The organism is Streptomyces sp. NBC_00090 (genome assembly GCF_045160815.1).
In the GTDB taxonomy this organism is placed as follows: domain Bacteria; phylum Actinomycetota; class Actinomycetes; order Streptomycetales; family Streptomycetaceae; genus Streptomyces.
This window is the reverse complement of sequence record NZ_CP108224.1, coordinates 6,430,372-6,452,520: the sequence shown is the minus strand read 5'-3', so window position 1 is coordinate 6,452,520 and position 22,149 is coordinate 6,430,372. Positions and strand designations below refer to the sequence as shown.

Here is a 22,149-nt window from a genome sequence, read left to right as displayed (position 1 = left end):
AACTGAGGACAAGCCCTCGGCCTATTAGTACCGGTCAGCTCCACCCATTACTGGGCTTCCACATCCGGCCTATCAACCCAGTCGTCTACTGGGAGCCTTACCCTCTCAAGGAGGTGGGAATACTCATCTCGAAGCAGGCTTCCCGCTTAGATGCTTTCAGCGGTTATCCCTCCCGAACGTAGCCAACCAGCCATGCCCTTGGCAGGACAACTGGCACACCAGAGGTTCGTCCGTCCCGGTCCTCTCGTACTAGGGACAGCCCTTCTCAATATTCCTGCGCGCGCAGCGGATAGGGACCGAACTGTCTCACGACGTTCTAAACCCAGCTCGCGTACCGCTTTAATGGGCGAACAGCCCAACCCTTGGGACCGACTCCAGCCCCAGGATGCGACGAGCCGACATCGAGGTGCCAAACCATCCCGTCGATATGGACTCTTGGGGAAGATCAGCCTGTTATCCCCGGGGTACCTTTTATCCGTTGAGCGACGGCGCTTCCACAAGCCACCGCCGGATCACTAGTCCCGACTTTCGTCCCTGCTCGACCCGTCGGTCTCACAGTCAAGCTCCCTTGTGCACTTACACTCAACACCTGATTGCCAACCAGGCTGAGGGAACCTTTGGGCGCCTCCGTTACCCTTTGGGAGGCAACCGCCCCAGTTAAACTACCCATCAGACACTGTCCCTGATCCGGATCACGGACCGAGGTTAGACATCCAGCACGACCAGAGTGGTATTTCAACGGCGACTCCACCATGACTGGCGTCACGGCTTCAAAGTCTCCCACCTATCCTACACAAGCCGAACCGAACACCAATATCAAACTGTAGTAAAGGTCCCGGGGTCTTTCCGTCCTGCTGCGCGAAACGAGCATCTTTACTCGTAGTGCAATTTCACCGGGCCTATGGTTGAGACAGTCGAGAAGTCGTTACGCCATTCGTGCAGGTCGGAACTTACCCGACAAGGAATTTCGCTACCTTAGGATGGTTATAGTTACCACCGCCGTTTACTGGCGCTTAAGTTCTCAGCTTCGCCACACCGAAATGTGACTAACCGGTCCCCTTAACGTTCCAGCACCGGGCAGGCGTCAGTCCGTATACATCGCCTTACGGCTTCGCACGGACCTGTGTTTTTAGTAAACAGTCGCTTCTCGCTGGTCTCTGCGGCCACCCCCAGCTCACGGAGTAAATCCGATCACCAGTGATGGCCCCCCTTCTCCCGAAGTTACGGGGGCATTTTGCCGAGTTCCTTAACCATAGTTCACCCGAACGCCTCGGTATTCTCTACCTGACCACCTGAGTCGGTTTAGGGTACGGGCCGCCATGAAACTCGCTAGAGGCTTTTCTCGACAGCATAGGATCATCCACTTCACCACAATCGGCTCGGCATCAGGTCTCAGGCTTAATGCGTGACGGATTTGCCTATCACACGCCCTACACCCTTACCCCGGGACTACCACCGCCCGGGCTGGACTACCTTCCTGCGTCACCCCATCGCTTACCTACTACCACCTTGGATCGACGGCTCCACCACTTTCCTTTCCCCGAAGGGTCCGGAACGGCTTCACGGCCTTAGCATTAATGGGCTCGATATTGGGCGTTTCAAAGCGGGTACCGGAATATCAACCGGTTGTCCATCGACTACGCCTGTCGGCCTCGCCTTAGGTCCCGACTTACCCTGGGCAGATCAGCTTGACCCAGGAACCCTTAGTCAATCGGCGCACACGTTTCTCACGTGTGTATCGCTACTCATGCCTGCATTCTCACTCGTGAACCGTCCACAACTCGCTTCCGCGGCTGCTTCACCCGGCACACGACGCTCCCCTACCCATCACAACACCCGTTGGGGCTATACGCTGCAATGACACGACTTCGGCGGTACGCTTGAGCCCCGCTACATTGTCGGCGCGGAATCACTTGACCAGTGAGCTATTACGCACTCTTTCAAGGGTGGCTGCTTCTAAGCCAACCTCCTGGTTGTCTCTGCGACTCCACATCCTTTCCCACTTAGCGTACGCTTAGGGGCCTTAGTCGATGCTCTGGGCTGTTTCCCTCTCGACCATGGAGCTTATCCCCCACAGTCTCACTGCCGTGCTCTCACTTACCGGCATTCGGAGTTTGGCTAAGGTCAGTAACCCGGTAGGGCCCATCGCCTATCCAGTGCTCTACCTCCGGCAAGAAACACACGACGCTGCACCTAAATGCATTTCGGGGAGAACCAGCTATCACGGAGTTTGATTGGCCTTTCACCCCTAACCACAGGTCATCCCCCAGGTTTTCAACCCTGGTGGGTTCGGTCCTCCACGAAGTCTTACCTCCGCTTCAACCTGCCCATGGCTAGATCACTCCGCTTCGGGTCTTGAGCGTGCTACTGAATCGCCCTATTCGGACTCGCTTTCGCTACGGCTTCCCCACACGGGTTAACCTCGCAACACACCGCAAACTCGCAGGCTCATTCTTCAAAAGGCACGCAGTCACGACCCATTGGGTAAACCCAATGAGCGACGCTCCCACGGCTTGTAGGCACACGGTTTCAGGTACTATTTCACTCCGCTCCCGCGGTACTTTTCACCATTCCCTCACGGTACTATCCGCTATCGGTCACCAGGGAATATTTAGGCTTAGCGGGTGGTCCCGCCAGATTCACACGGGATTTCTCGGGCCCCGTGCTACTTGGGTGTCTCTCAAACGAGCCGCATGAATTTCAGCTACGGGGGTCTTACCCTCTACGCCGGACCTTTCGCATGTCCTTCGCCTATCCATACGGTTTCTGACTCGTCTCACAGCCGGCAGACTGTGAAAGAGAGATCCCACAACCCCGCATGCGCAACCCCTGCCGGGTATCACACGCATACGGTTTGGCCTCATCCGGTTTCGCTCGCCACTACTCCCGGAATCACGGTTGTTTTCTCTTCCTGAGGGTACTGAGATGTTTCACTTCCCCTCGTTCCCTCCACATGCCCTATGTGTTCAGGCATGGGTGACAGCCCATGACGACTGCCGGGTTTCCCCATTCGGAAACCCCCGGATCAAAGCCTGGTTGACGGCTCCCCGGGGACTATCGTGGCCTCCCACGTCCTTCATCGGTTCCTGGTGCCAAGGCATCCACCGTGCGCCCTTAAAAACTTGGCCACAGATGCTCGCGTCCACTGTGTAGTTCTCAAACAACGACCAGCCACCCATCACCCCACCGGACAAGCCGATGAGTTCACTGGGGCCGGCATCACGAAGGCAACGACCATACGGCCGCACCCTCAGATACCCAACAACGTGCCAAGCGTGAGCCACCCACCGGACTCTTCTTTCCACGCCGAAGCAGTACTCGAAGAACCAACAGGTTCGCTCACGCCAACTAATCAACGTTCCACCCATGAGCTGACCGTGCAGAACATTTGCCTGCAATCGGTACTGTGCTCCTTAGAAAGGAGGTGATCCAGCCGCACCTTCCGGTACGGCTACCTTGTTACGACTTCGTCCCAATCGCCAGTCCCACCTTCGACAGCTCCCTCCCACAAGGGGTTGGGCCACCGGCTTCGGGTGTTACCGACTTTCGTGACGTGACGGGCGGTGTGTACAAGGCCCGGGAACGTATTCACCGCAGCAATGCTGATCTGCGATTACTAGCAACTCCGACTTCATGGGGTCGAGTTGCAGACCCCAATCCGAACTGAGACCGGCTTTTTGAGATTCGCTCCGCCTCGCGGCATCGCAGCTCTTTGTACCGGCCATTGTAGCACGTGTGCAGCCCAAGACATAAGGGGCATGATGACTTGACGTCGTCCCCACCTTCCTCCGAGTTGACCCCGGCGGTCTCCTGTGAGTCCCCATCACCCCGAAGGGCATGCTGGCAACACAGGACAAGGGTTGCGCTCGTTGCGGGACTTAACCCAACATCTCACGACACGAGCTGACGACAGCCATGCACCACCTGTATACCGACCACAAGGGGGGCACTATCTCTAATGCTTTCCGGTATATGTCAAGCCTTGGTAAGGTTCTTCGCGTTGCGTCGAATTAAGCCACATGCTCCGCTGCTTGTGCGGGCCCCCGTCAATTCCTTTGAGTTTTAGCCTTGCGGCCGTACTCCCCAGGCGGGGAACTTAATGCGTTAGCTGCGGCACCGACGACGTGGAATGTCGCCAACACCTAGTTCCCAACGTTTACGGCGTGGACTACCAGGGTATCTAATCCTGTTCGCTCCCCACGCTTTCGCTCCTCAGCGTCAGTAATGGCCCAGAGATCCGCCTTCGCCACCGGTGTTCCTCCTGATATCTGCGCATTTCACCGCTACACCAGGAATTCCGATCTCCCCTACCACACTCTAGCCTGCCCGTATCGGATGCAGACCCGGGGTTAAGCCCCGGGCTTTCACACCCGACGTGACAAGCCGCCTACGAGCTCTTTACGCCCAATAATTCCGGACAACGCTTGCGCCCTACGTATTACCGCGGCTGCTGGCACGTAGTTAGCCGGCGCTTCTTCTGCAGGTACCGTCACTTTCGCTTCTTCCCTGCTGAAAGAGGTTTACAACCCGAAGGCCGTCATCCCTCACGCGGCGTCGCTGCATCAGGCTTTCGCCCATTGTGCAATATTCCCCACTGCTGCCTCCCGTAGGAGTCTGGGCCGTGTCTCAGTCCCAGTGTGGCCGGTCGCCCTCTCAGGCCGGCTACCCGTCGTCGCCTTGGTAGGCCATTACCCCACCAACAAGCTGATAGGCCGCGGGCTCATCCTTCACCGCCGGAGCTTTTAACCAGCCTCCATGCAGAGGCCGGTGTTATCCGGTATTAGACCCCGTTTCCAGGGCTTGTCCCAGAGTGAAGGGCAGATTGCCCACGTGTTACTCACCCGTTCGCCACTAATCCACCCCGAAGGGCTTCATCGTTCGACTTGCATGTGTTAAGCACGCCGCCAGCGTTCGTCCTGAGCCAGGATCAAACTCTCCGTGAATGTTTACTCGGCCAGTAAATTAATACGGCCGGTGAGACACTCGCGTTGAGCGGGACAGTCATGCCGGAATAGGGCCGACTGTCCACAGCGTCCTCGCTGTAGTGTGCCACCCCAAGGGGTGGACTTTTTCAAAGGAACCTCGACCATCCGAAGATGGACGGGGTATCAACTAATCTGGCGTTGATTTTTGGCACGCTGTTGAGTTCTCAAGGAACGGACGCTTCCTTTGTACTCACCCTCTCGGGCTTTCCTCCGGGCTTCCCTTCGTTCTTGCGTTTCCGACTCTATCAGATCTTTCCGATCCGATTTCCTCGGTGCTTTCCGGTCCCATTCGCTTTTGCTCTGGGGCCTTTCGGCGGTTCCGACTTTATCAGAAGTTCTGAGTCGGTATTTCCGCCTCCCGTTCACCCGTCCTGGCGCACAGCGGCGCCGGGACTTCCCGGTCTGGCGGAGCCGTAAACGTACTGGAGCGGGGCGCCCCGATGCAAATCGAGGGGCCCCGCTCCGGTGTGGCGCTGGTCAGACCTCCACGACGACCGGGAGGATCATCGGGCGCCGGCGGTAGGTGTCGGAGACCCACTTGCCGACAGTGCGGCGGATCAGCTGCTGGAGCTGGTGGGGTTCGACGACGCCGTCCTGGGCCGACTTGTTCAGGACCTGGTCGACCTTCGGGACCACGGCGTCGAACGCCGAGTCCTCGATGCCGGAGCCGCGGGCGTGGATGTTCGGGCCGCTCACGATCTTTCCGGTCGAGGAGTCCACGACCACGAAGACCGAGATGATGCCCTCGTCGCCGAGGATCCGGCGGTCCTTGAGGTGGGCCTCGGTGACGTCGCCGACCGAGAGGCCGTCGACGTACACGTAACCCGCCTGGACCTTGCCGACGATCTTGGCCTTGCCGTCGATGAGGTCGACGACGACGCCGTCCTCGGCGATGACGATGTGGTCCTTGGGGATACCCGTCATCGCGCCGAGCTCGGCGTTGGCGCGCAGGTGGCGCCATTCGCCGTGGACCGGCATGAGGTTCTTCGGTCGGCAGATGTTGTAGAAGTACAGCAGCTCGCCGGCCGAGGCGTGGCCCGAGACGTGGACCTTGGCGTTGCCCTTGTGGACGACGTTCGCGCCCCAGCGGGTCAGGCCGTTGATCACGCGGTAGACCGCGTTCTCGTTGCCCGGGATGAGGGACGAGGCCAGGATGACCGTGTCGCCGGGGACGATGCGGATCTGGTGGTCCCGGTTGGCCATGCGGGACAGCGCCGCCATGGGCTCGCCCTGGGAACCCGTGCAGACGAGCACGACCTCGTCGTCCGGCAGGTCGTCGAGGGTCTTCACGTCCACGACGAGACCGGCCGGGACCCGCAGGTAGCCCAGGTCGCGGGCGATGCCCATGTTGCGGACCATCGAACGGCCGACGAAGGCGACCCGGCGGCCGTACTCGTGGGCGGCGTCGAGGATCTGCTGGATGCGGTGCACGTGGCTGGCGAAGCTGGCCACGATGATGCGCTTCTGGGCGTTCGCGAAGACCGTGCGCAGGACGTTGGAGATGTCCTTCTCCGGCGGGACGAAGCCCGGGACCTCGGCGTTCGTGGAGTCCGAGAGAAGGAGGTCGATGCCTTCCTCGCTCAGACGCGCGAACGCGTGGAGGTCGGTGAGGCGGCCGTCCAGCGGGAGCTGGTCCATCTTGAAGTCGCCGGTCGCGACGGCCATGCCCGCGGGGGTGCGGATGGCCACCGCGAGGGCGTCCGGGATGGAGTGGTTGACCGCGATGAACTCGCAGTCGAACGAGCCCAGGATCTCCCGGTCGCCCTCCTTCACCTCAAGGGTGTAGGGGCGGATGCGGTGCTCCTGGAGCTTGGCCTCGATCAGGGCGAGGGTCAGCTTGGAGCCGATGAGCGGGATGTCCGGCTTGAGCCGGAGCAGGTAGGGGACGGCGCCGATGTGGTCCTCGTGGCCGTGCGTGAGCACGATGCCTTCGACGTCGTCGAGACGGTCCCGGATGATGGTGAAGTCGGGCAGGATCAGGTCGACACCCGGCTGCTCCTCCTCGGGGAAGAGGACGCCGCAGTCGACGATGAGCAGACGGCCGTCGAACTCGAAGACCGTCATGTTCCGGCCGATCTCGCCGAGCCCGCCGAGCGGGGTGACGCGCAGGGCGCCCTTCGGGAGCTTCGGCGGGGCACCGAGTTCAGGATGCGGATGACTCAAAAGACTCTCCTCACCACGCGCGCCACGTGCCGGTCGGGCACGTGGCGCGCATGACATTCGTGCACTTGCTGTTGTCAGTGTTCAGTTGTGAAGTCCGTTGTCAGAGTTCTACCCCGCCGGCGGCCAGGTCGACCTTGAGCTGCTCGGTCTCCTCGGCGGAGAGCTCCACGAGCGGGAGGCGCAGCGGGCCGGCCGGGAGGCCCTGGAGGGCGAGGGCGGCCTTGGTGGTCATGACGCCCTGGGTGCGGAACATGCCGGTGTAGACCGGCAGCAGCTTCTGGTGGATCTCGGTCGCCTTCTGGACCTCGCCGCCCAGGTGGGCGTCGAGGAGGGCGCGGAGCTCCGGCGTGACGACGTGGCCGACGACGGAGACGAAGCCGCAGGCGCCCACGGAGAGCAGCGGCAGGTTGAGCATGTCGTCGCCGGAGTACCAGGCGAGGCCGGAGCGGGCGATGGCCCAGCTGGCGCGGCCGAGGTCGCCCTTGGCGTCCTTGTTGGCGACGATCCGGGGGTGCTCGGCGAGGCGGACGATCGTCTCGGTGTCGATCGGGACGCCGCTGCGGCCGGGGATGTCGTAGAGCATGACCGGGAGCTCGGTGGCGTCGGCGATGGCCGAGAAGTGGCGGCGGAGACCCTCCTGCGAGGGCTTGTTGTAGTACGGCGTCACGGCGAGGAGGCCGTGCGCGCCGTCGCGCTCGGCGGTGCGGGCGAGCTCGACGGAGTGGTGGGTGTCGTTGGTGCCGATGCCGGCGACGATGTGGGCGCGGTCTCCGACCGCCTCCAGGACAGCCCGTACCAGCTCCGATTTCTCCGCGTCGCTGGTGGTGGGGGACTCGCCGGTGGTCCCGTTGACGACGAGGCCGTCGTTGCCTGCGTCCACCAGATGGGTGGCCAGTCGCTGGGCACCGTCGAGGTCGAGTGCGCCGTCCGCCGTGAAGGGCGTGACCATGGCGGTGAGGACCCGCCCGAAGGGGGTCTGCGGAGTGGAGATCGGAGCCATGGGTAACACGCTACTCGCTGCTCAGCGCCGGGTGTCCCCGAGGGGCACAGGAAGAAGAGGAGCCCGGCACTGCCTGCTCGGGGGTTCAGGCAGTGCCGGGTCCGTTTGATCAGCCTAGATGAACTTCGTGAAACGTCGCAATACGGACACTTCGTGTGAGCGTTTCGGACATGTGTGCCCTACGGGGCCACACGGCCGTTGCTGTTGAAGGCCGCGTGGGTCAGCGGCATCAGCCGGGACCAGTGCTCCTCCATCTTCTCGCCGACCATCTCGATCTCACGCTGTGGGAAGGACGGGACCGCGGCCAGCTCGTGCTGGGTGCGCAGGCCGAGGAAGTGCATGAGCGAGCGAGCGTTGCAGGTGGCGTACATCGAGGAGTAGAGACCGACCGGGAGGACCGAGCGGGCGACCTCGCGGGCCACGCCGGCGGCCAGCATCTCCTGGTACGTGGCGTACGCCTGACGGTACGAGTCCTCCATGGAGCGGCCGACCAGGTCGTGCTGCTCCTGGGTGCCCTCGACGAAGACGTACTTGCCGGGGCGGCCCTCCTGGACCAGCTTGCGGGAGGCGTCCGGGACGTAGAAGACCGGCAGGAGCTCCCTGTAGCGGCCCGACTCCTCGTTGTACGACCAGCCGACGCGGTGCCGCATGAACTCGCGGAACACGAAGATCGGGGCGCTGATGAAGAACGTCATCGAGTTGTGCTCGAAGGGGCTGCCGTGGCGGTCCCGCATCAGGTAGTTGATGAGCCCCTTCGAGCGCTCCGGGTCCTTCTCGAGCTCTTCGAGGGACTCCTCCCCCGCCGTGGAGACACGTGCGGCCCAGACGACGTCGGAGTCGGTCGCCGCGCTCTTGACCAGATCAACGGTGACGTCGCTCCGGAAGTCGATCTTCACGTTCTCGGCGGGGGTGTCGCTCACCAGCGGTCCTTCCATTCGGATGTTGCAGCCGCCACTCTAACGACGTCCTACTGAGGGATGAGATTCGGCCGCTTTGGTGAAATAGGGCACCAAAACGTCGGTTCCGTCGTCTGTACCGATGAAGCACGACGACGACAGAGATGACGACAGAGGAGAGTGGCCCTGATGTTCCGCCGGCGAGAGGCCGTACCGTTCGCGTTCGTCGCGGAGGCCGACCACTTCCGCAGTAACGTCACTCCGCCACCCAGGGAGCGCCTCAGCGCCTCACAGATCATGGGCCGTACGCTGATCGGGCTGACCGTCGTGGCCGGCCTCGCCGGGTCGCTGATCTTCGGCATGCCGTCCCTCCAGTCGGGGGACTCCACCACTCGACAGCAGCAGTCCGAAGCCTCCGACAACCGCTGAGGTAGCCTCACCGGGCACTGCCCCTTCGAGCGTGCTTGTGAGTGAGGACCTGTCGTGCCCCTGCCCTTCCTGACGGCCGACCGTGCTTTTGACACGACCGACCACATCGCCCTGCCGTTCGACGACCACGACCAGTGGCGTCGTCCGTACCGTCCGGGGTCGTGGCGGGTCGGAGCGGCGGCGCTCGCGCTGCTGCTGGCGTCGTTCGTGCTGCTGGCGGCCGTGATCATCGTCGCCGCCGGTGGCTTCGCCGCCGCGGCCGTCACGCTCGGGATCGCCGTGCTCGTCATCCTCGCCGCCCTGCGGATGCTCCGCGTGGGCACCTGGGTGAGCCGCGCTGGCGTGCGGCGCGTGGGCTTCTTCGTCACCGCCACCGTGCCCTGGGCGAAGGTGACCTCCGTACGGACCGTGCAGCAGCCGGTGCGCTGGCTGGGGCTGCCCCGCACGGTCCAGGGCCAGGCCCTGGTGCTCGGCCGGCAGGGTGGTGAGCAGCTGCTGCTGCTCACCGACCACAATGCCGACTTCCTCTCCCGGGTCGAGGCCTTCGACCGCGCGGCCGACACGGTCGAGGCCTGGAACGCCGAGTACGGCGTCGTCCCGGCCGCTACGCGCTGACCGTACGTCCCTCGTGGAGGGCGATGGCCCGCTGCATCGCCTTGCGGGCCCGGGGGGTGTCGCGGGCGTCGTGATAGGCGACCGCGAGCCGGAACCAGCAGCGCCAGTCCTCCGGGGAGTCCTCCGTCTCGGCCTTGCGCCGGGCGAAGACCTCGTCGGCCGAGTCCCGGTCGATCCGGCCGCCCTCCGTGCGCTTCAGCTCGTCGACGGGCAGGCCGCCCTCGGCCTCCAGCTCGGTGGCGAGGCGGCCCGCCTGCCGGGCGAACCGGGTGTTCTTCCACAGGAACCAGCCGCCGACGGCCGGCAGCAGGAACGCCACCGCGCCCATGCCCATGGCGGCCGGCTCCCCGGTGAGGAGCAGCAGCACGCCCTCCATCGCCACCACCCCGAAGACGAGGACGAGGACGGTGGCCAGGAAGACGTACGTGATCTTTCCGCCCATGACCGTCAGCCCAGGTCCAGGAAGTGCTCCAGGCCGAAGGTGAGGCCCGGAGCGGTGGTCACGCGGCGGGCGCCCAGGAGGATGCCCGGCATGAAGCTGGAGTGGTGCAGCGAGTCGTGGCGGACGGTGAGGGTCTCGCCCTCGCCGCCGAGCAGGACCTCCTGGTGGGCGAGGAGGCCCGCCAGGCGCACGGAGTGGACGCGGACGCCGTCCACGTCGGCGCCGCGGGCCCCTTCGAGGCCCGTCTCGGTGGAGTCCGGCTGGGCGCCGAGGCCGGCCTCGGCGCGGGCCGCGGCGATCAGCTGAGCCGTACGGGTGGCGGTGCCCGAGGGCGCGTCCACCTTGTGCGGGTGGTGCAGCTCGATGACCTCGACCGACTCGAAGTACGGGGCCGCGATCTGGGCGAACTTCATGGTGAGGACCGCGCCGATGGAGAAGTTCGGGGCGATGAGGACACCGGTCTCGGGAGAGGCCGCGAGCCAGGTCCGCAGCTGCGCGAGGCGCTCCTCGGTCCAGCCGGTGGTGCCGACGACCGCGTGGATGCCGTGGCGCACGCAGAAGTCGAGGTTCTCCATCACCGAGGCCGGGGTGGTCAGCTCGACGACGACCTGGGCTCCCGCGTCGGTGAGCGTCTCCAGCTTGTCGCCCCGGCCGAGGGCGGCGACCAGTTCCATGTCCTCGGCGGCCTCGACGGCCCTGACCGCCTCGGAGCCGATACGGCCCTGGGCTCCGAGGACCGCCACGCGCAGCTTGCTCATTGCTCTGTTTCCTTAAAGGGGCTCGGGATCAGGAGACCGCTTGGTGGAGGCGGTCCGCCTGCTTGTCCTTCAACGGGCCTATCACCGACAGGGAGGGCCGCTGGTCCAGTACATCGCGGGCGACGGCCCGGACGTCGTCCGGGGTGACCGCGGCGATACGGGTGAGCATGTCGTCGACCGACATCTGGCTGCCCCAGCAGAGCTCGCTCTTGCCGATGCGGTTCATGAGCGCACCGGTGTCCTCGAGGCCGAGGACGGTCGAGCCGGAGAGCTGGCCGACGGCGCGGACGATCTCCTCGTCCGTGAGGCCGTCGGAGGCGACCTTGTCGAGCTCGTCCCGGCAGATCCGCAGCACGTCGTGGACCTGGTTGGGGCGGCAGCCCGCGTACACCCCGAAGAGGCCGCAGTCGGCGAAGCCCGAGGTGTACGAGTACACGCTGTAGGCCAGGCCGCGCTTCTCGCGGACCTCCTGGAAGAGGCGGGAGGACATGCCGCCGCCGAGGGCGGTGTTCAGCACGCCGAGGGCCCAGCGGCGCTCGTCGGTGCGGGCCAGGCCCGGCATGCCGAGGACCACGTGGGCCTGCTCGGTCCTGCGGTTCAGGTGCTCGACGCGGCCCGCCGTGCGGATGGTGCGCAGGCCGTCGCGGGGGGCGACGGGGACGGCGTCGGTACGGGTCAGGGCGCCGGCCTTCTCGAAGGCGCGGCGGACCTGGCGTACCACCGTGGCGTGGTCGACGTTGCCGGCGGCGGCGACGACCAGGTGGGTCGGGTCGTAGTGCTTCTTGTAGAAGCGGGCGATCTGGCCGCGGGTGAGCGCGTTGACCGTGTCGACGGTGCCGAGGACCGGGCGGCCCAGCGGGGTGTCGCCGAACATCGTCTGCGCGAACAGGTCGTGCACGACGTCGCCGGGGTCGTCCTCGGTCATCGCGATCTCTTCGAGGATGACCCCTCGCTCGGCCTCCACGTCCTCTTCGAGGACGAGCGCGCCGGTGAGCATGTCGCAGACGACGTCGATCGCCAGCGGCAGGTCGGTGTCGAGGACCCGGGCGTAGTAGCAGGTGTACTCCTTCGCCGTGAAGGCGTTCATCTCGCCGCCGACCGCGTCGATCGCGGCGGAGATGTCGAGGGCGGACCGCTTGTGGGTGCCCTTGAAGAGGAGGTGCTCCAGGTAGTGGGTGGCGCCGTTGAGGCTCGGCGTCTCGTCCCGGGAGCCGACGTGCGCCCAGATGCCGAAGGTGGCGGAGCGCACGGAGGGCAGGGTCTCGGTGACGATCCGCAGGCCGCCGGGGAGGGTCGTGCGGCGGACCGTGCCGATGCCGTCCTTGCCCGGGAGAAGCGTTTGGGTACGGGCGACGGCCCGCCCCTCCGAAGAGGGGCGGGCCGTCGTCACGGAACTACGGGACGTCACTGGTCGGTGTCGTCCTTCGCGTCGGCGGCGTCCTCGTCCGCGATCACGGGGATCAGGGAGAGCTTGCCGCGCTGGTCGATCTCGGCGATCTCGACCTGGACCTTGGCGCCGATCGCCAGCACGTCCTCGACGTTCTCCACGCGCTTGCCACCGGCGAGCTTGCGGATCTGCGAGATGTGCAGCAGACCGTCCTTGCCGGGCATCAGGGAGACGAACGCACCGAAGGTGGTGGTCTTGACGACCGTACCCAGGTAGCGCTCGCCGACCTCCGGCATGGTCGGGTTGGCGATCGCGTTGATCGTGGCGCGGGCGGCCTCGGCCTGCGAGCCCTGCTGGGCACCGATGTAGATGGTGCCGTCGTCCTCGATCGTGATGTCGGCGCCGGTGTCCTCCTGGATCTGGTTGATCATCTTGCCCTTGGGGCCGATGACCTCACCGATCTTGTCCACCGGGATCTTGACGGTGATGATGCGCGGCGCGTTCGGGGACATCTCGTCCGGAACGTCGATCGCCTCGTTCATCACGTCGAGGATGTGCAGACGCGCGTCACGGGCCTGCTTCAGCGCGGCGGCCAGGACCGAGGCGGGGATGCCGTCGAGCTTGGTGTCGAGCTGGAGCGCGGTCACGAACTGCTTCGTACCGGCGACCTTGAAGTCCATGTCGCCGAAGGCGTCCTCGGCACCGAGGATGTCGGTGAGGGCGACGTAGTGCGTCTTGCCGTCGATCTCCTCGGAGATCAGACCCATGGCGATACCGGCGACGGCGGCCTTGAGGGGCACACCGGCGTTCAGCAGGGACATGGTGGAGGCGCAGACCGAGCCCATGGACGTCGAACCGTTGGAGCCGAGGGCCTCGGACACCTGACGGATCGCGTAGGGGAACTCCTCGCGGGTCGGGAGGACCGGCACGATGGCGCGCTCGGCGAGCGCGCCGTGGCCGATCTCGCGGCGCTTGGGCGAGCCCACGCGGCCGGTCTCGCCGACGGAGTACGGCGGGAAGTTGTAGTTGTGCATGTAGCGCTTGCGGGTCACCGGGGAGAGGGTGTCCAGCTGCTGCTCCATGCGGAGCATGTTGAGGGTGGTGACGCCCAGGATCTGGGTCTCGCCACGCTCGAAGAGCGCCGAGCCGTGCACGCGCGGGATGGCCTCGACCTCGGCCGCGAGCGTACGGATGTCCGTGAGGCCACGGCCGTCGATGCGGACCTTGTCCTTGATGACGCGCTCGCGGACCAGCTTCTTGGTCAGCGCGCGGTAGGCACCGGCGATCTCCTTCTCGCGGCCCTCGAAGGCCGGGAGGAGCTTCTCGGCGGCGAGCTCCTTGATGCGGTCGAGCTCGGCCTCGCGGTCCTGCTTGCCGGGGATGGTGAGCGCCTGGGCGAGCTCGCCCTTGACCGCGGCGGAGAGCGCCTCCAGGACGTCGTCCTGGTAGTCGAGGTAGACCGGGAACTCGCCGGTGGGCTTGGCGGCCTTGGCGGCGAGGTCCGACTGGGCCTTGCAGAGGACCTTGATGAAGGGCTTCGCGGCCTCGAGACCGGCGGCGACGACCTCCTCGGTCGGCGCCTCGGCGCCGCCCTTGACGAGCTCGATCGTGCGCTCGGTGGCCTCGGCCTCGACCATCATGATCGCGACGTCGCCGTCCTCCAGGACGCGACCGGCGACGACCATGTCGAAGACGGCGTCCTCGAGCTCGGTGTGCGTCGGGAACGCGACCCACTGGCCCTTGATCAGGGCGACACGGGTGCCGCCGATCGGGCCGGAGAAGGGCAGGCCGGCCAGCTGCGTGGAGCAGGAGGCGGCGTTGATCGCGACCACGTCGTACAGGTGGTCGGGGTTGAGCGCCATGATCGTCTCGACGATCTGGATCTCGTTGCGCAGGCCCTTCTTGAAGGAGGGGCGCAGCGGGCGGTCGATCAGGCGACAGGTGAGGATCGCGTCCTCGGAGGGGCGGCCCTCCCGGCGGAAGAAGGAGCCGGGGATCTTGCCGGCCGCGTACATCCGCTCCTCGACGTCGACCGTCAGGGGGAAGAAGTCCAGCTGGTCCTTGGGCTTCTTCGAGGCGGTGGTCGCGGAGAGGACCATCGTGTCGTCGTCCAGGTAGGCGACGGCGGAGCCGGCGGCCTGCTTGGCGAGACGGCCCGTCTCGAAGCGGATGGTGCGGGTACCGAAGGAGCCGTTGTCGATGACGGCCTCGGCGTAGTGGGTCTCGTTCTCCACTAGTGGTTTCTCCTACGTGTTCGTCTTTGCGTCCGGGGCCCGTGTGGCCGGGGACGGTGTCGACGGGGCGGAGAGACGCGCCTTGGGTGCGGGCCGGTCTTCGATCGAAGCACCCGGCATCTTCCGGGGGCCACTACCGAGGACCGGCGGCGAGCCGGCGGCTCCTCGCTCGTCCGTCGTATGGGGTTGTGCGACCAGACTAAGTGTCTGTGTGCACTTTGTGCACGTACAGCAAAGGGAGCGGCCCCCTGAAAGTGGGAACCGCTCCCTTCACGGCGTCCTTACTTGGCGCCGCCGGCCGCACCGCGGCGGATGCCGAGGCGGTCGACCAGGGCACGGAAGCGCTGGATGTCCTTCTTGGCCAGGTACTGCAGCAGGCGGCGGCGCTGGCCGACCAGGATCAGCAGACCACGACGGGAGTGGTGGTCGTGCTTGTGCTGCTTGAGGTGCTCGGTCAGGTCCGAGATACGACGGGAGAGCATGGCGACCTGGACCTCGGGGGAGCCGGTGTCGCCCTCCTTGGTGCCGAACTCGGTCATGATCTGCTTCTTGACAGCGGCGTCGAGAGCCACGCTGATCTCCTCTTAGTGTTCGTGCGCCCGCGAGTGCCCCTGGTCTAGATCTCAGGGGAAGCTTCCGTGACTCGACGGGCGAAGGTCCGATGGGCGCAGCTTCCAGAGGCTTCCCGAGCAGGTCGGGGGCTTTCCGGGAGCGCGTACACAAACGGCCGTCACACAGCGTACCAGTTCGGCGGAGCGGGCCCGCGCGCGGGCCCGGCCCGCGGCTGCCGGCTGGCTACTTGCTGGTGAGGGAGCGGACCGCCATGAAGACGTCGAGGACGGCGAGGCAGAGCGGGACGAGGGAGAGGAGGACGAAGCCCTCGGCGAGGTCGAGGAGCCGGCCCCAGAAGGGCGAGAGGCCCTTCCTCGGGATGATCAGGCCGATGGCGGTGATCAGTGAGGCTCCGGCGGCGACGGAGGCGGTGAGCCAGATCGTACGGATGTCGAGGCCGCCGCGGTCCCCGTACATCAGGAGGTCCTTGACCAGGTCGGCCGGCGGGTTCAGGGAGAGGCCGAGGACGAGCAGCGCGATCGCGGCGATGCCGGCGACCAGGACGCAGGCGACCTGCGAGGTGTAGCGGAAGAGGCGGGCGCGGAGCAGCATCGCCAGGCCGGCGGCGAGGGCCAGGAGCTGGCCCCAGAGGTTTCCGGCGAAGCCGAGGACGGCGGCGGAGCCGACGACGACGGCCGCGCAGCCGCCGACCAGGCCGAGGAGCATCTCGTGGCCGCGACGGGCCTGGAGGGCGATGCGCTCGCCGTCGACGGGCTGGGCGTCGTCGCCGGCCTGCTGCTGGGGGTCGCCGAGGAACTCGTCGTCGGCGGCGCTGCGCGGGGCGGCGTACCCGATGGGGAGCCGGGCGAAGCGGGCGGAGAGGCCGGGCAGGAAGGCGACCAGGCCGATGGCGACGGGGGCGCAGACGGCTGCGGTCTCCGTCGCGGAGCTCTCCGTGAGGATCATCACGAAGGTGGCGAGGGTGCCGACGGTGGCGAGGAAGGTGGCGGCGACGAAGGGGGCGTCTCCGCTGGGGGTGAGCGCGACGAGGGCCACGGAGGCGACCAGGACGGTGACGCAGCCCAGCAGGAACTGGAGGCGGCCGGGGCCGGCGCCGGCGTCGGGGCCGACGATGCCGGAGCCCGCGATGAGCAGCAGGGGCAGGGCGCCGAGGCCGAGGGCGACGGCGGTCGCCCGGTCTCCGTAGACGCGGGCGCGGACGCCGGCGAAGGCGGTGAGGAGCAGGCCCGCGCCGCCGGCGATGATCCCGGGGAGGCTGTGCATGTCGTGGCGGACCGGGTCCGCGAACCAGAGGACGAAGCCCATGAGCACGAGCAGCAGGACGCCGCCGACGAGTCCGGCGCCGCGCAGCAGTTCGTCGCCCCAGAGGTGCCGGTCGCGGGTGACGGCGGAGGCGACGGCGTCGGAGACGTCGTCGTAGACGGCGGGCGGCAGGGACTGGGCGAAGGGGCGCAGGGAGAGCACCTCGCCGTCGAGGACCTGCTGGGCGGCGAGGGTGCGGGCGCCGTCGAGGACGGACCCGTCGCGGCGGACCAGGTGGTAGCCGGTGGGAGTGCCCGCCGTTTGCGTCTGCCCGGTGAGCCGCAGGATCTCCGGGTAGACGTCGGCGACGGCGATGTCCTCCGGGAGCGCGACGTCGATGCGGCTGTCCGGCGCCACGACGGTGACGCGGCAGAAGCCGGTCGCTGCGGTCGTACTCACGTGTCTGGACCCCCTGATTCGCGGTTGCGCACGATGCGCGCGCCACCCTACCGGGGACGGCCGGTGGGGGCTGCAAGTAGGATCGCCGTCCCATGGGGGAAGTCCGCGCACCCGGCTGCCGACAGGGGTGCCGGCGCGGATGCTCCCGCCACGAGCCCGCCTCCTACGAGGGATTGATGCGCCGGTGAGCCAGATCGTCGTCAAACGCCCGCCGAGGGCGCTTCCGCCGGAAGTGCCCGGTGAGGAACTGGTCCTGGAGTCTCCGCCGGAACTTCCGCGGGGACAGCAGGAGTCGGCGCTGATGCAGCTCCTGCCGATGCTCGGCATGGGTTCGTCGGTGGTCTTCTTCTTCATGACGCCGTCGCCGATCATGCGGATCATGGGCGTGCTGATGCTGGCGTCGACGGTCGCGATGGCCGTCGCCCAGTTCGTCAGATTCCGTCGCGGTACGCAGGGGCAAATGGCCGATGTCCGCCGCGACTACCTCAAATACCTCGCGCAGACCCGGCGTACGGTCCGCCGTACGGCCCGGAAGCAGCGGGACGCGCAGCTGTATCTGCACCCCTCCCCCGAGCAGCTGTGGTCGGTCGTGGCCGAGGGCTCGCGGGTGTGGGAGCGCCGGGTCGGCGACAACGACTTCGGGCAGGCGCGGATCGGGCTCGGGGCGCACCAGTTGGCGACGCCGCTCGTCGCGCCGGACACGGCTCCGGTGGACGAGCTGGAGCCGCTGTGCGCGGGCGCGATGCAGCAGTTCCTCGCGGTGCACGGCACGTTGGACGGGCTGCCGATGGCGGTCTCGCTGCGGGCCTTCTACCACGTGACGGTGTCGGGCGAGCCGGAGTCGGCGCAGGCGGCGGCGCGCGCGCTGGTGGCGCAGCTGGTGACGCTGCACTCCCCCGACGACCTGATGCTCGCGGTGGTCGCTTCGCGGGCCTCGCAGGAGCGGTGGGACTGGACGAAGTGGCTGCCGCACACGCAGGTGCCCGGGCAGGTCGACGGGGCCGGTACGAAGCGGCTGTTCGGTGACGACCTCGGCGAGTTCGAGAACCTGATCCGCTCGAAGCTGGACGGGCGGCCGCGGTTCTCCAAGGACAACCAGCCGGTGCTCGACCAGCCGCACGTGGTCGTGATCCTGGACGGCGGGATGGTGCCGCCGGACTCGCTCTTCGCGGCGGCCGAGGGGCTGCAGGGCGTGACGATCGTGGAGGTCGTCTCGGGCGAGCTCGACGAGCCGCGCGGTGGCCTCTCGGTGGTGGTACGGCCGGGCCGGCTCTACCTGGAGTTCGGCGGCGGCTTCTCGTACGAGGGGCTGCCGGACGGCATGTCCCTGCCGGCGGCCGAGGCGCTGGCCCGTCAGCTGGCGCCGCTGCGGATGGGCGGCGGGGACGACGACGAGCCGCTGCTCGCCAATCTGGACTTCACGGATCTGCTGAACCTCGGGGACGCGGAGTCGGTGGACGTGGCGCGGACCTGGCGGCCGCGGACGGTGGCCGAGCGGCTCCGGGTGCCGATCGGTGTCGGCGAGGACGGCCAGCCGGTCATGCTGGACCTGAAGGAGGCCGCGCAGGAGGGCATGGGTCCGCACGGTCTGTGCGTGGGCGCGACGGGTTCCGGCAAGTCGGAGCTGCTGCGGACGCTCGTGCTGGGTCTCGCGGTGACGCACTCCTCGGAGACGCTGAACTTCGTCCTCGCGGACTTCAAGGGCGGCGCGACCTTCGCGGGCATGTCGCAGATGCCGCACGTGGCGGCGGTCATCACCAACCTGTCGGACGACCTGACGCTGGTCGACCGCATGGGCGACGCGATCCGCGGCGAGTTGCAGCGGCGCCAGGAGCTGCTGCGCTCGGCGGGCAACTACGCCAACATCCACGACTACGAGAAGGCGCGGGCGGCGGGTGCCCCGCTGGAGCCGCTGGCCTCGCTGGTCCTGGTGATCGACGAGTTCTCCGAACTCCTCACCGCCAAGCCGGACTTCATCGACATGTTCATCCAGATCGGCCGCATCGGCCGTTCGCTGGGTGTGCACCTGCTCCTCGCCTCGCAGCGCCTGGAGGAGGGCAAGCTGCGCGGCCTCGACACGTACCTCTCGTACCGGATCGGTCTGCGGACCTTCTCGGCCGCGGAGTCGCGGACGGCGATCGGTGTGCCGGACGCCTACCACCTGCCGTCGGTGCCGGGTTCGGGCTACCTCAAGTTCGGTACGGACGAGATGACCCGCTTCAAGGCGGCGTACGTCTCCGGGACGCACCGGGCGGGCGGGCCGCGGCTGGAGATCGGGCAGCTGCCGGTGGAGAGGCGGCCCGCGCTGTTCACGGCGTCGCCGGTGCCCGTGGTGTACGCGGCGCCGGACCCGGCGTACCTCGCGGAGCGGCGTGCGGAGGAGGACGACGCGCTCGCGGACACGGTCCTCGACGTGATCGTGCGCCGTCTGGAGGGGCAGGGCGTCCCGGCGCACCAGGTGTGGCTGCCGCCGCTCGACCAGGCGCCCTCGCTGGACCAGCTGCTTCCGGGGCTCGCGCAGACGGCGGACCGGGGGCTCACGGCGACGGAGTACACGCGCCAGGGCGGGCTCACCGTGCCGCTCGGGCTCATCGACAAGCCGTTCGAGCAGCGGCGTGAGGTGCTGTACCGGGACTTCTCCGGCGCGGCCGGTCACATGATGGTGGTCGGCGGTCCGCAGTCCGGCAAGTCGACGCTGATGCGGACCCTCGTCTCGTCGTTCGCGCTCACCCACACCCCGGCCGAAGTGCAGTTCTACTGCCTCGACTTCGGTGGTGGCGGCATGATCTCGCTCGCCGATCTGCCGCATGTCGGCGGGGTGGCGTCGCGGCTCGACCCGGAGCGGGTGCGGCGGACGGTCGCGGAGGTCATGGGGGTCCTCAACCGGCGGGAGGAGTTCTTCCGCACGCACTCCATCGACTCGATCGCGACCTACCGGCGCAAGCGGGCGGCCGGCGAACTGCCGGGCGAGGCCTGGGGAGACGTCTTCCTGGTCGTGGACGGCTGGGGCGGCTTCCGCAACGACTACGACACGCTGGAGCCGTTCGTCGCCGACATCGCGGCGCGCGGTCTGGGCTACGGCATCCACGTGGTGATCACCGCCGCCCGGTACATGGAGGTGCGGGCGGCCCTCAAGGACCAGATGCTGGGCCGGCTCGAACTGCGGCTCGGTGACGTCATGGACTCGGAGTTCGACCGCAAGGTCGCGGCGAACGTGCCGGCCGGGGTGCCGGGACGCGGCCAGGTGGCGGAGAAGCTGCACTTCATGGGTGCGCTGCCGCGGATCGACGGATCGAGCTCGGCGGCCGACCTCTCGGAGGGCACGTCGGCGTTCGTCCGCGCGGTGAAGGCGAGCTGGACCGGGGCTCCGGCCCCGGCGGTGCGGCTGCTGCCGCGCAGGCTGCCGGCCGAGCAGCTGCCGAAGGGCTTCGAGTACCCGCAGCACGGCATCGCGATCGGCATCGACGAGACGAACCTGGAGCCGGTGTTCGTCGACTTCGAGTCGGATCCGTTCTTCCTGATCTTCGGTGAGAGCGAGTCCGGCAAGACGGCGCTGCTGCGGCTGATCGCCAAGCAGCTGTGCGAGCGGTACACGCCGGAGCAGGCGCGGATCGTGGTGGGCGACTACCGGCGGACGATGCTGGAGGCGGTCGCGCCCTCGCACCTCCTGGAGTACGCGCCGATGGCCTCGGCCATGCAGATGCACATGGACGCCATCAACACGGTGATGACGAAGCGGGCGCCCAAGCCCGACATCACGCCGCAGCAGCTGCGGGACCGGAGCTGGTGGTCGGGTCCGCAACTGTTCGTGCTGGTCGACGACTTCGAGCTGGTGGCCACCAACTCGGGGAATCCGCTGTCGGTCCTGGTCGAGAACCTGCCGTTCGCGCGGGACGTCGGCATCCGGTTCATCGTGGCGCGCAGCGCCGGAGGGGCCTCGCGGGCGATGTACGAGCCGTTCATGCAGCGCATGAAGGAGCTGGGCGCGCAGGGCGTGCTGCTCTCCGGCGACCCGCAGGAGGGCGACATCCTGGGCAACGTCCGGGCGCGGCCGATGCCTCCGGGCCGGGGCACGTTCGTGTCGCGCAAGCGGGGCACGCCGCTGGTGCAGCTGGGCTGGCTGCCGGAACAGCACTGAGCGGAGCGGTACGGGCGGAGGCGGGATTTCCCGCCGTTCGGGTACGGCGGTCCCACTACTGTGGACGGGACCGCCGTACCACCGCGAAGGGAAAGCGCCGATGACCGACGCACACGCCAGCACCACCACCGACACTTCCCCGGAGAGCGTCGTCGACAGCTCCTCGCGGAGCGCCGCCGACAGCGCCCTCGCCGCCGAGAAGCAGCGGCAGAAGGAGGAGCTGTACGCGCTCGACATCTCCGGCGTCGAGTGGCAGGGCGCGCCGGGCACCAGCCCGGACGAGGAGCGGGTGGAGATCGCGCACCTGCCCGAGGGGGCGGTGGCGATGCGTTCCTCGCTCGACAAGGAGACGGTGCTGCGCTACACGAAGGCCGAGTGGGACGCCTTCGTCCTCGGCGCCCGGGACGGCGAGTTCGACCTGCGGTAGCCGGCGGTACGCGTGAGGGGGTGGCCCGTGGGAACGGGCCACCCCCTCACGCGTGTCCGCGGGATGTCACATGCGGAAGCGGGCGGCGTTGCCCCTGTCGGTGTCCTGGTAGCCGACGACCGACTCGTCGAGGAGCTGGGCGATGCGCGCCAGGTCCTGGTTCATGCCGGCCATGTCGCGGGTCAGGCGGTCCTGGGTCTCGCGGTACGCGATCTTGGCCTCACCCTCCCAGTTGTTGGCGACGCGGTTGACCTCGGCCATGAGGTCGTCGAGCTTCTGGGTGAGGGTGGTGGAGGTCAGGCGGGTGTCGGCCGCCGCCTGCGTCACGGTGTCGTAATTGACCGCAGTGGTCATGGTGTTGACTCCTGGAGTGAGAGTGGCGCGGAGGACTGGTCGAGTGG

Annotated in this window: 14 protein-coding genes and 2 rRNA genes; 4 read left to right on the top strand and 12 right to left on the bottom strand. The window is 67.1% G+C overall.

The window, feature by feature from the left end; translation table 11 throughout:
* Positions 1–4 precede the first annotated feature (4 nt).
* The 5 genes from OG361_RS29010 to thyX form a co-directional block, all read right to left on the bottom strand.
* Positions 5–3,128 (bottom strand): 23S ribosomal RNA (locus OG361_RS29010).
* Positions 3,129–3,417: 289 nt separating this feature from the next.
* Positions 3,418–4,943, bottom strand: a 16S ribosomal RNA gene (locus tag OG361_RS29005).
* Together the 16S and 23S rRNA genes form the textbook arrangement of a ribosomal RNA operon.
* 519 nt (positions 4,944–5,462) lie before the next feature.
* Entirely contained in the window at positions 5,463–7,148 is a 1,686-nt protein-coding gene (locus OG361_RS29000) for a ribonuclease J (protein ID WP_384568433.1), read from the bottom strand.
* A gap of 100 nt (positions 7,149–7,248) precedes the next feature.
* Positions 7,249–8,148, bottom strand: coding sequence for a 4-hydroxy-tetrahydrodipicolinate synthase (dapA, locus tag OG361_RS28995; RefSeq protein ID WP_405858132.1), 900 nt, complete (start codon positions 8,146–8,148; stop codon positions 7,249–7,251).
* Positions 8,149–8,327: 179 nt separating this feature from the next.
* Complete coding sequence (thyX, locus tag OG361_RS28990) at positions 8,328–9,068, bottom strand: FAD-dependent thymidylate synthase (RefSeq protein WP_405858130.1); 741 nt, start codon at positions 9,066–9,068, stop codon at positions 8,328–8,330.
* Between the two features lie 165 nt (positions 9,069–9,233).
* Between thyX and OG361_RS28985 the strand changes: the two genes are divergently transcribed.
* Positions 9,234–9,473 (top strand): hypothetical protein, encoded by a 240-nt coding sequence (locus OG361_RS28985; protein ID WP_384568441.1) that lies wholly within the window; start codon positions 9,234–9,236, stop codon positions 9,471–9,473.
* A gap of 54 nt (positions 9,474–9,527) precedes the next feature.
* A complete protein-coding gene (locus OG361_RS28980) occupies positions 9,528–10,088 on the top strand; it encodes a hypothetical protein (RefSeq protein ID WP_384568444.1) in 561 nt (186 codons plus the stop codon).
* Here the strand turns inward: OG361_RS28980 and OG361_RS28975 are convergent.
* From OG361_RS28975 to eccD, 6 genes are all read right to left on the bottom strand, one after another.
* Positions 10,078–10,530: a hypothetical protein gene (locus OG361_RS28975; protein ID WP_405858127.1), complete on the bottom strand. Its 453-nt coding sequence runs from the start codon at positions 10,528–10,530 to the stop codon at positions 10,078–10,080. The two genes, OG361_RS28980 and OG361_RS28975, sit on opposite strands and share 11 nt — an antisense overlap.
* A 5-nt stretch (positions 10,531–10,535) precedes the next feature.
* Complete coding sequence (gene dapB / locus OG361_RS28970; protein ID WP_405858125.1) at positions 10,536–11,288, bottom strand: 4-hydroxy-tetrahydrodipicolinate reductase; 753 nt, start codon at positions 11,286–11,288, stop codon at positions 10,536–10,538.
* Between the two features lie 28 nt (positions 11,289–11,316).
* Complete coding sequence (locus OG361_RS28965; RefSeq protein WP_405858123.1) at positions 11,317–12,696, bottom strand: M16 family metallopeptidase; 1,380 nt, start codon at positions 12,694–12,696, stop codon at positions 11,317–11,319.
* Positions 12,693–14,909 carry a polyribonucleotide nucleotidyltransferase gene (locus tag OG361_RS28960; protein ID WP_405858121.1) on the bottom strand — a complete coding sequence of 739 codons (2,217 nt, stop codon included), beginning with the start codon at positions 14,907–14,909 and terminating at the stop codon, positions 12,693–12,695. The genes OG361_RS28965 and OG361_RS28960 overlap by 4 nt, the downstream gene beginning before the upstream one ends.
* Positions 14,910–15,190: 281 nt before the next feature.
* Positions 15,191–15,481, bottom strand: coding sequence for a 30S ribosomal protein S15 (gene rpsO, locus OG361_RS28955; RefSeq protein WP_056565800.1), 291 nt, complete (start codon positions 15,479–15,481; stop codon positions 15,191–15,193).
* A gap of 223 nt (positions 15,482–15,704) precedes the next feature.
* The gene (eccD, locus tag OG361_RS28950; RefSeq protein WP_405858119.1) at positions 15,705–17,183 is read right to left on the bottom strand and encodes a type VII secretion integral membrane protein EccD; all 1,479 of its coding nucleotides are present in this window, start codon (positions 17,181–17,183) and stop codon (positions 15,705–15,707) included.
* Positions 17,184–17,367: 184 nt separating this feature from the next.
* Between eccD and eccCa the strand changes: the two genes are divergently transcribed.
* Positions 17,368–21,321: a type VII secretion protein EccCa gene (gene eccCa, locus OG361_RS28945; RefSeq protein WP_405858117.1), complete on the top strand. Its 3,954-nt coding sequence runs from the start codon at positions 17,368–17,370 to the stop codon at positions 21,319–21,321.
* Between the two features lie 220 nt (positions 21,322–21,541).
* Positions 21,542–21,748, top strand: a complete 207-nt coding sequence (locus OG361_RS28940; protein ID WP_384568681.1) for a DUF397 domain-containing protein — start codon at positions 21,542–21,544, stop codon at positions 21,746–21,748.
* A 66-nt stretch (positions 21,749–21,814) separates the two neighbouring features.
* Here OG361_RS28940 and OG361_RS28935 read toward each other — a convergent pair whose 3' ends face one another.
* Positions 21,815–22,102, bottom strand: coding sequence for a WXG100 family type VII secretion target (locus tag OG361_RS28935; RefSeq protein WP_030322450.1), 288 nt, complete (start codon positions 22,100–22,102; stop codon positions 21,815–21,817).
* Positions 22,103–22,149: the final 47 nt, after the last annotated feature.

Excerpts from the sequence above, each read along its gene's own strand:
- dapA (WP_405858132.1), bottom strand. The coding sequence starts at position 8,148 with ATGGCTCCGATCTCCACTCCGCAGACCCCCTTCGGGCGGGTCCTCACC.
- dapB (WP_405858125.1), bottom strand. The coding sequence starts at position 11,288 with ATGAGCAAGCTGCGCGTGGCGGTCCTCGGAGCCCAGGGCCGTATCGGC.
- OG361_RS28975 (WP_405858127.1), bottom strand. The coding sequence starts at position 10,530 with ATGGGCGGAAAGATCACGTACGTCTTCCTGGCCACCGTCCTCGTCCTC.
- OG361_RS28935 (WP_030322450.1), bottom strand. The coding sequence starts at position 22,102 with ATGACCACTGCGGTCAATTACGACACCGTGACGCAGGCGGCGGCCGAC.
- OG361_RS28985 (WP_384568441.1), top strand. The coding sequence starts at position 9,234 with ATGTTCCGCCGGCGAGAGGCCGTACCGTTCGCGTTCGTCGCGGAGGCC.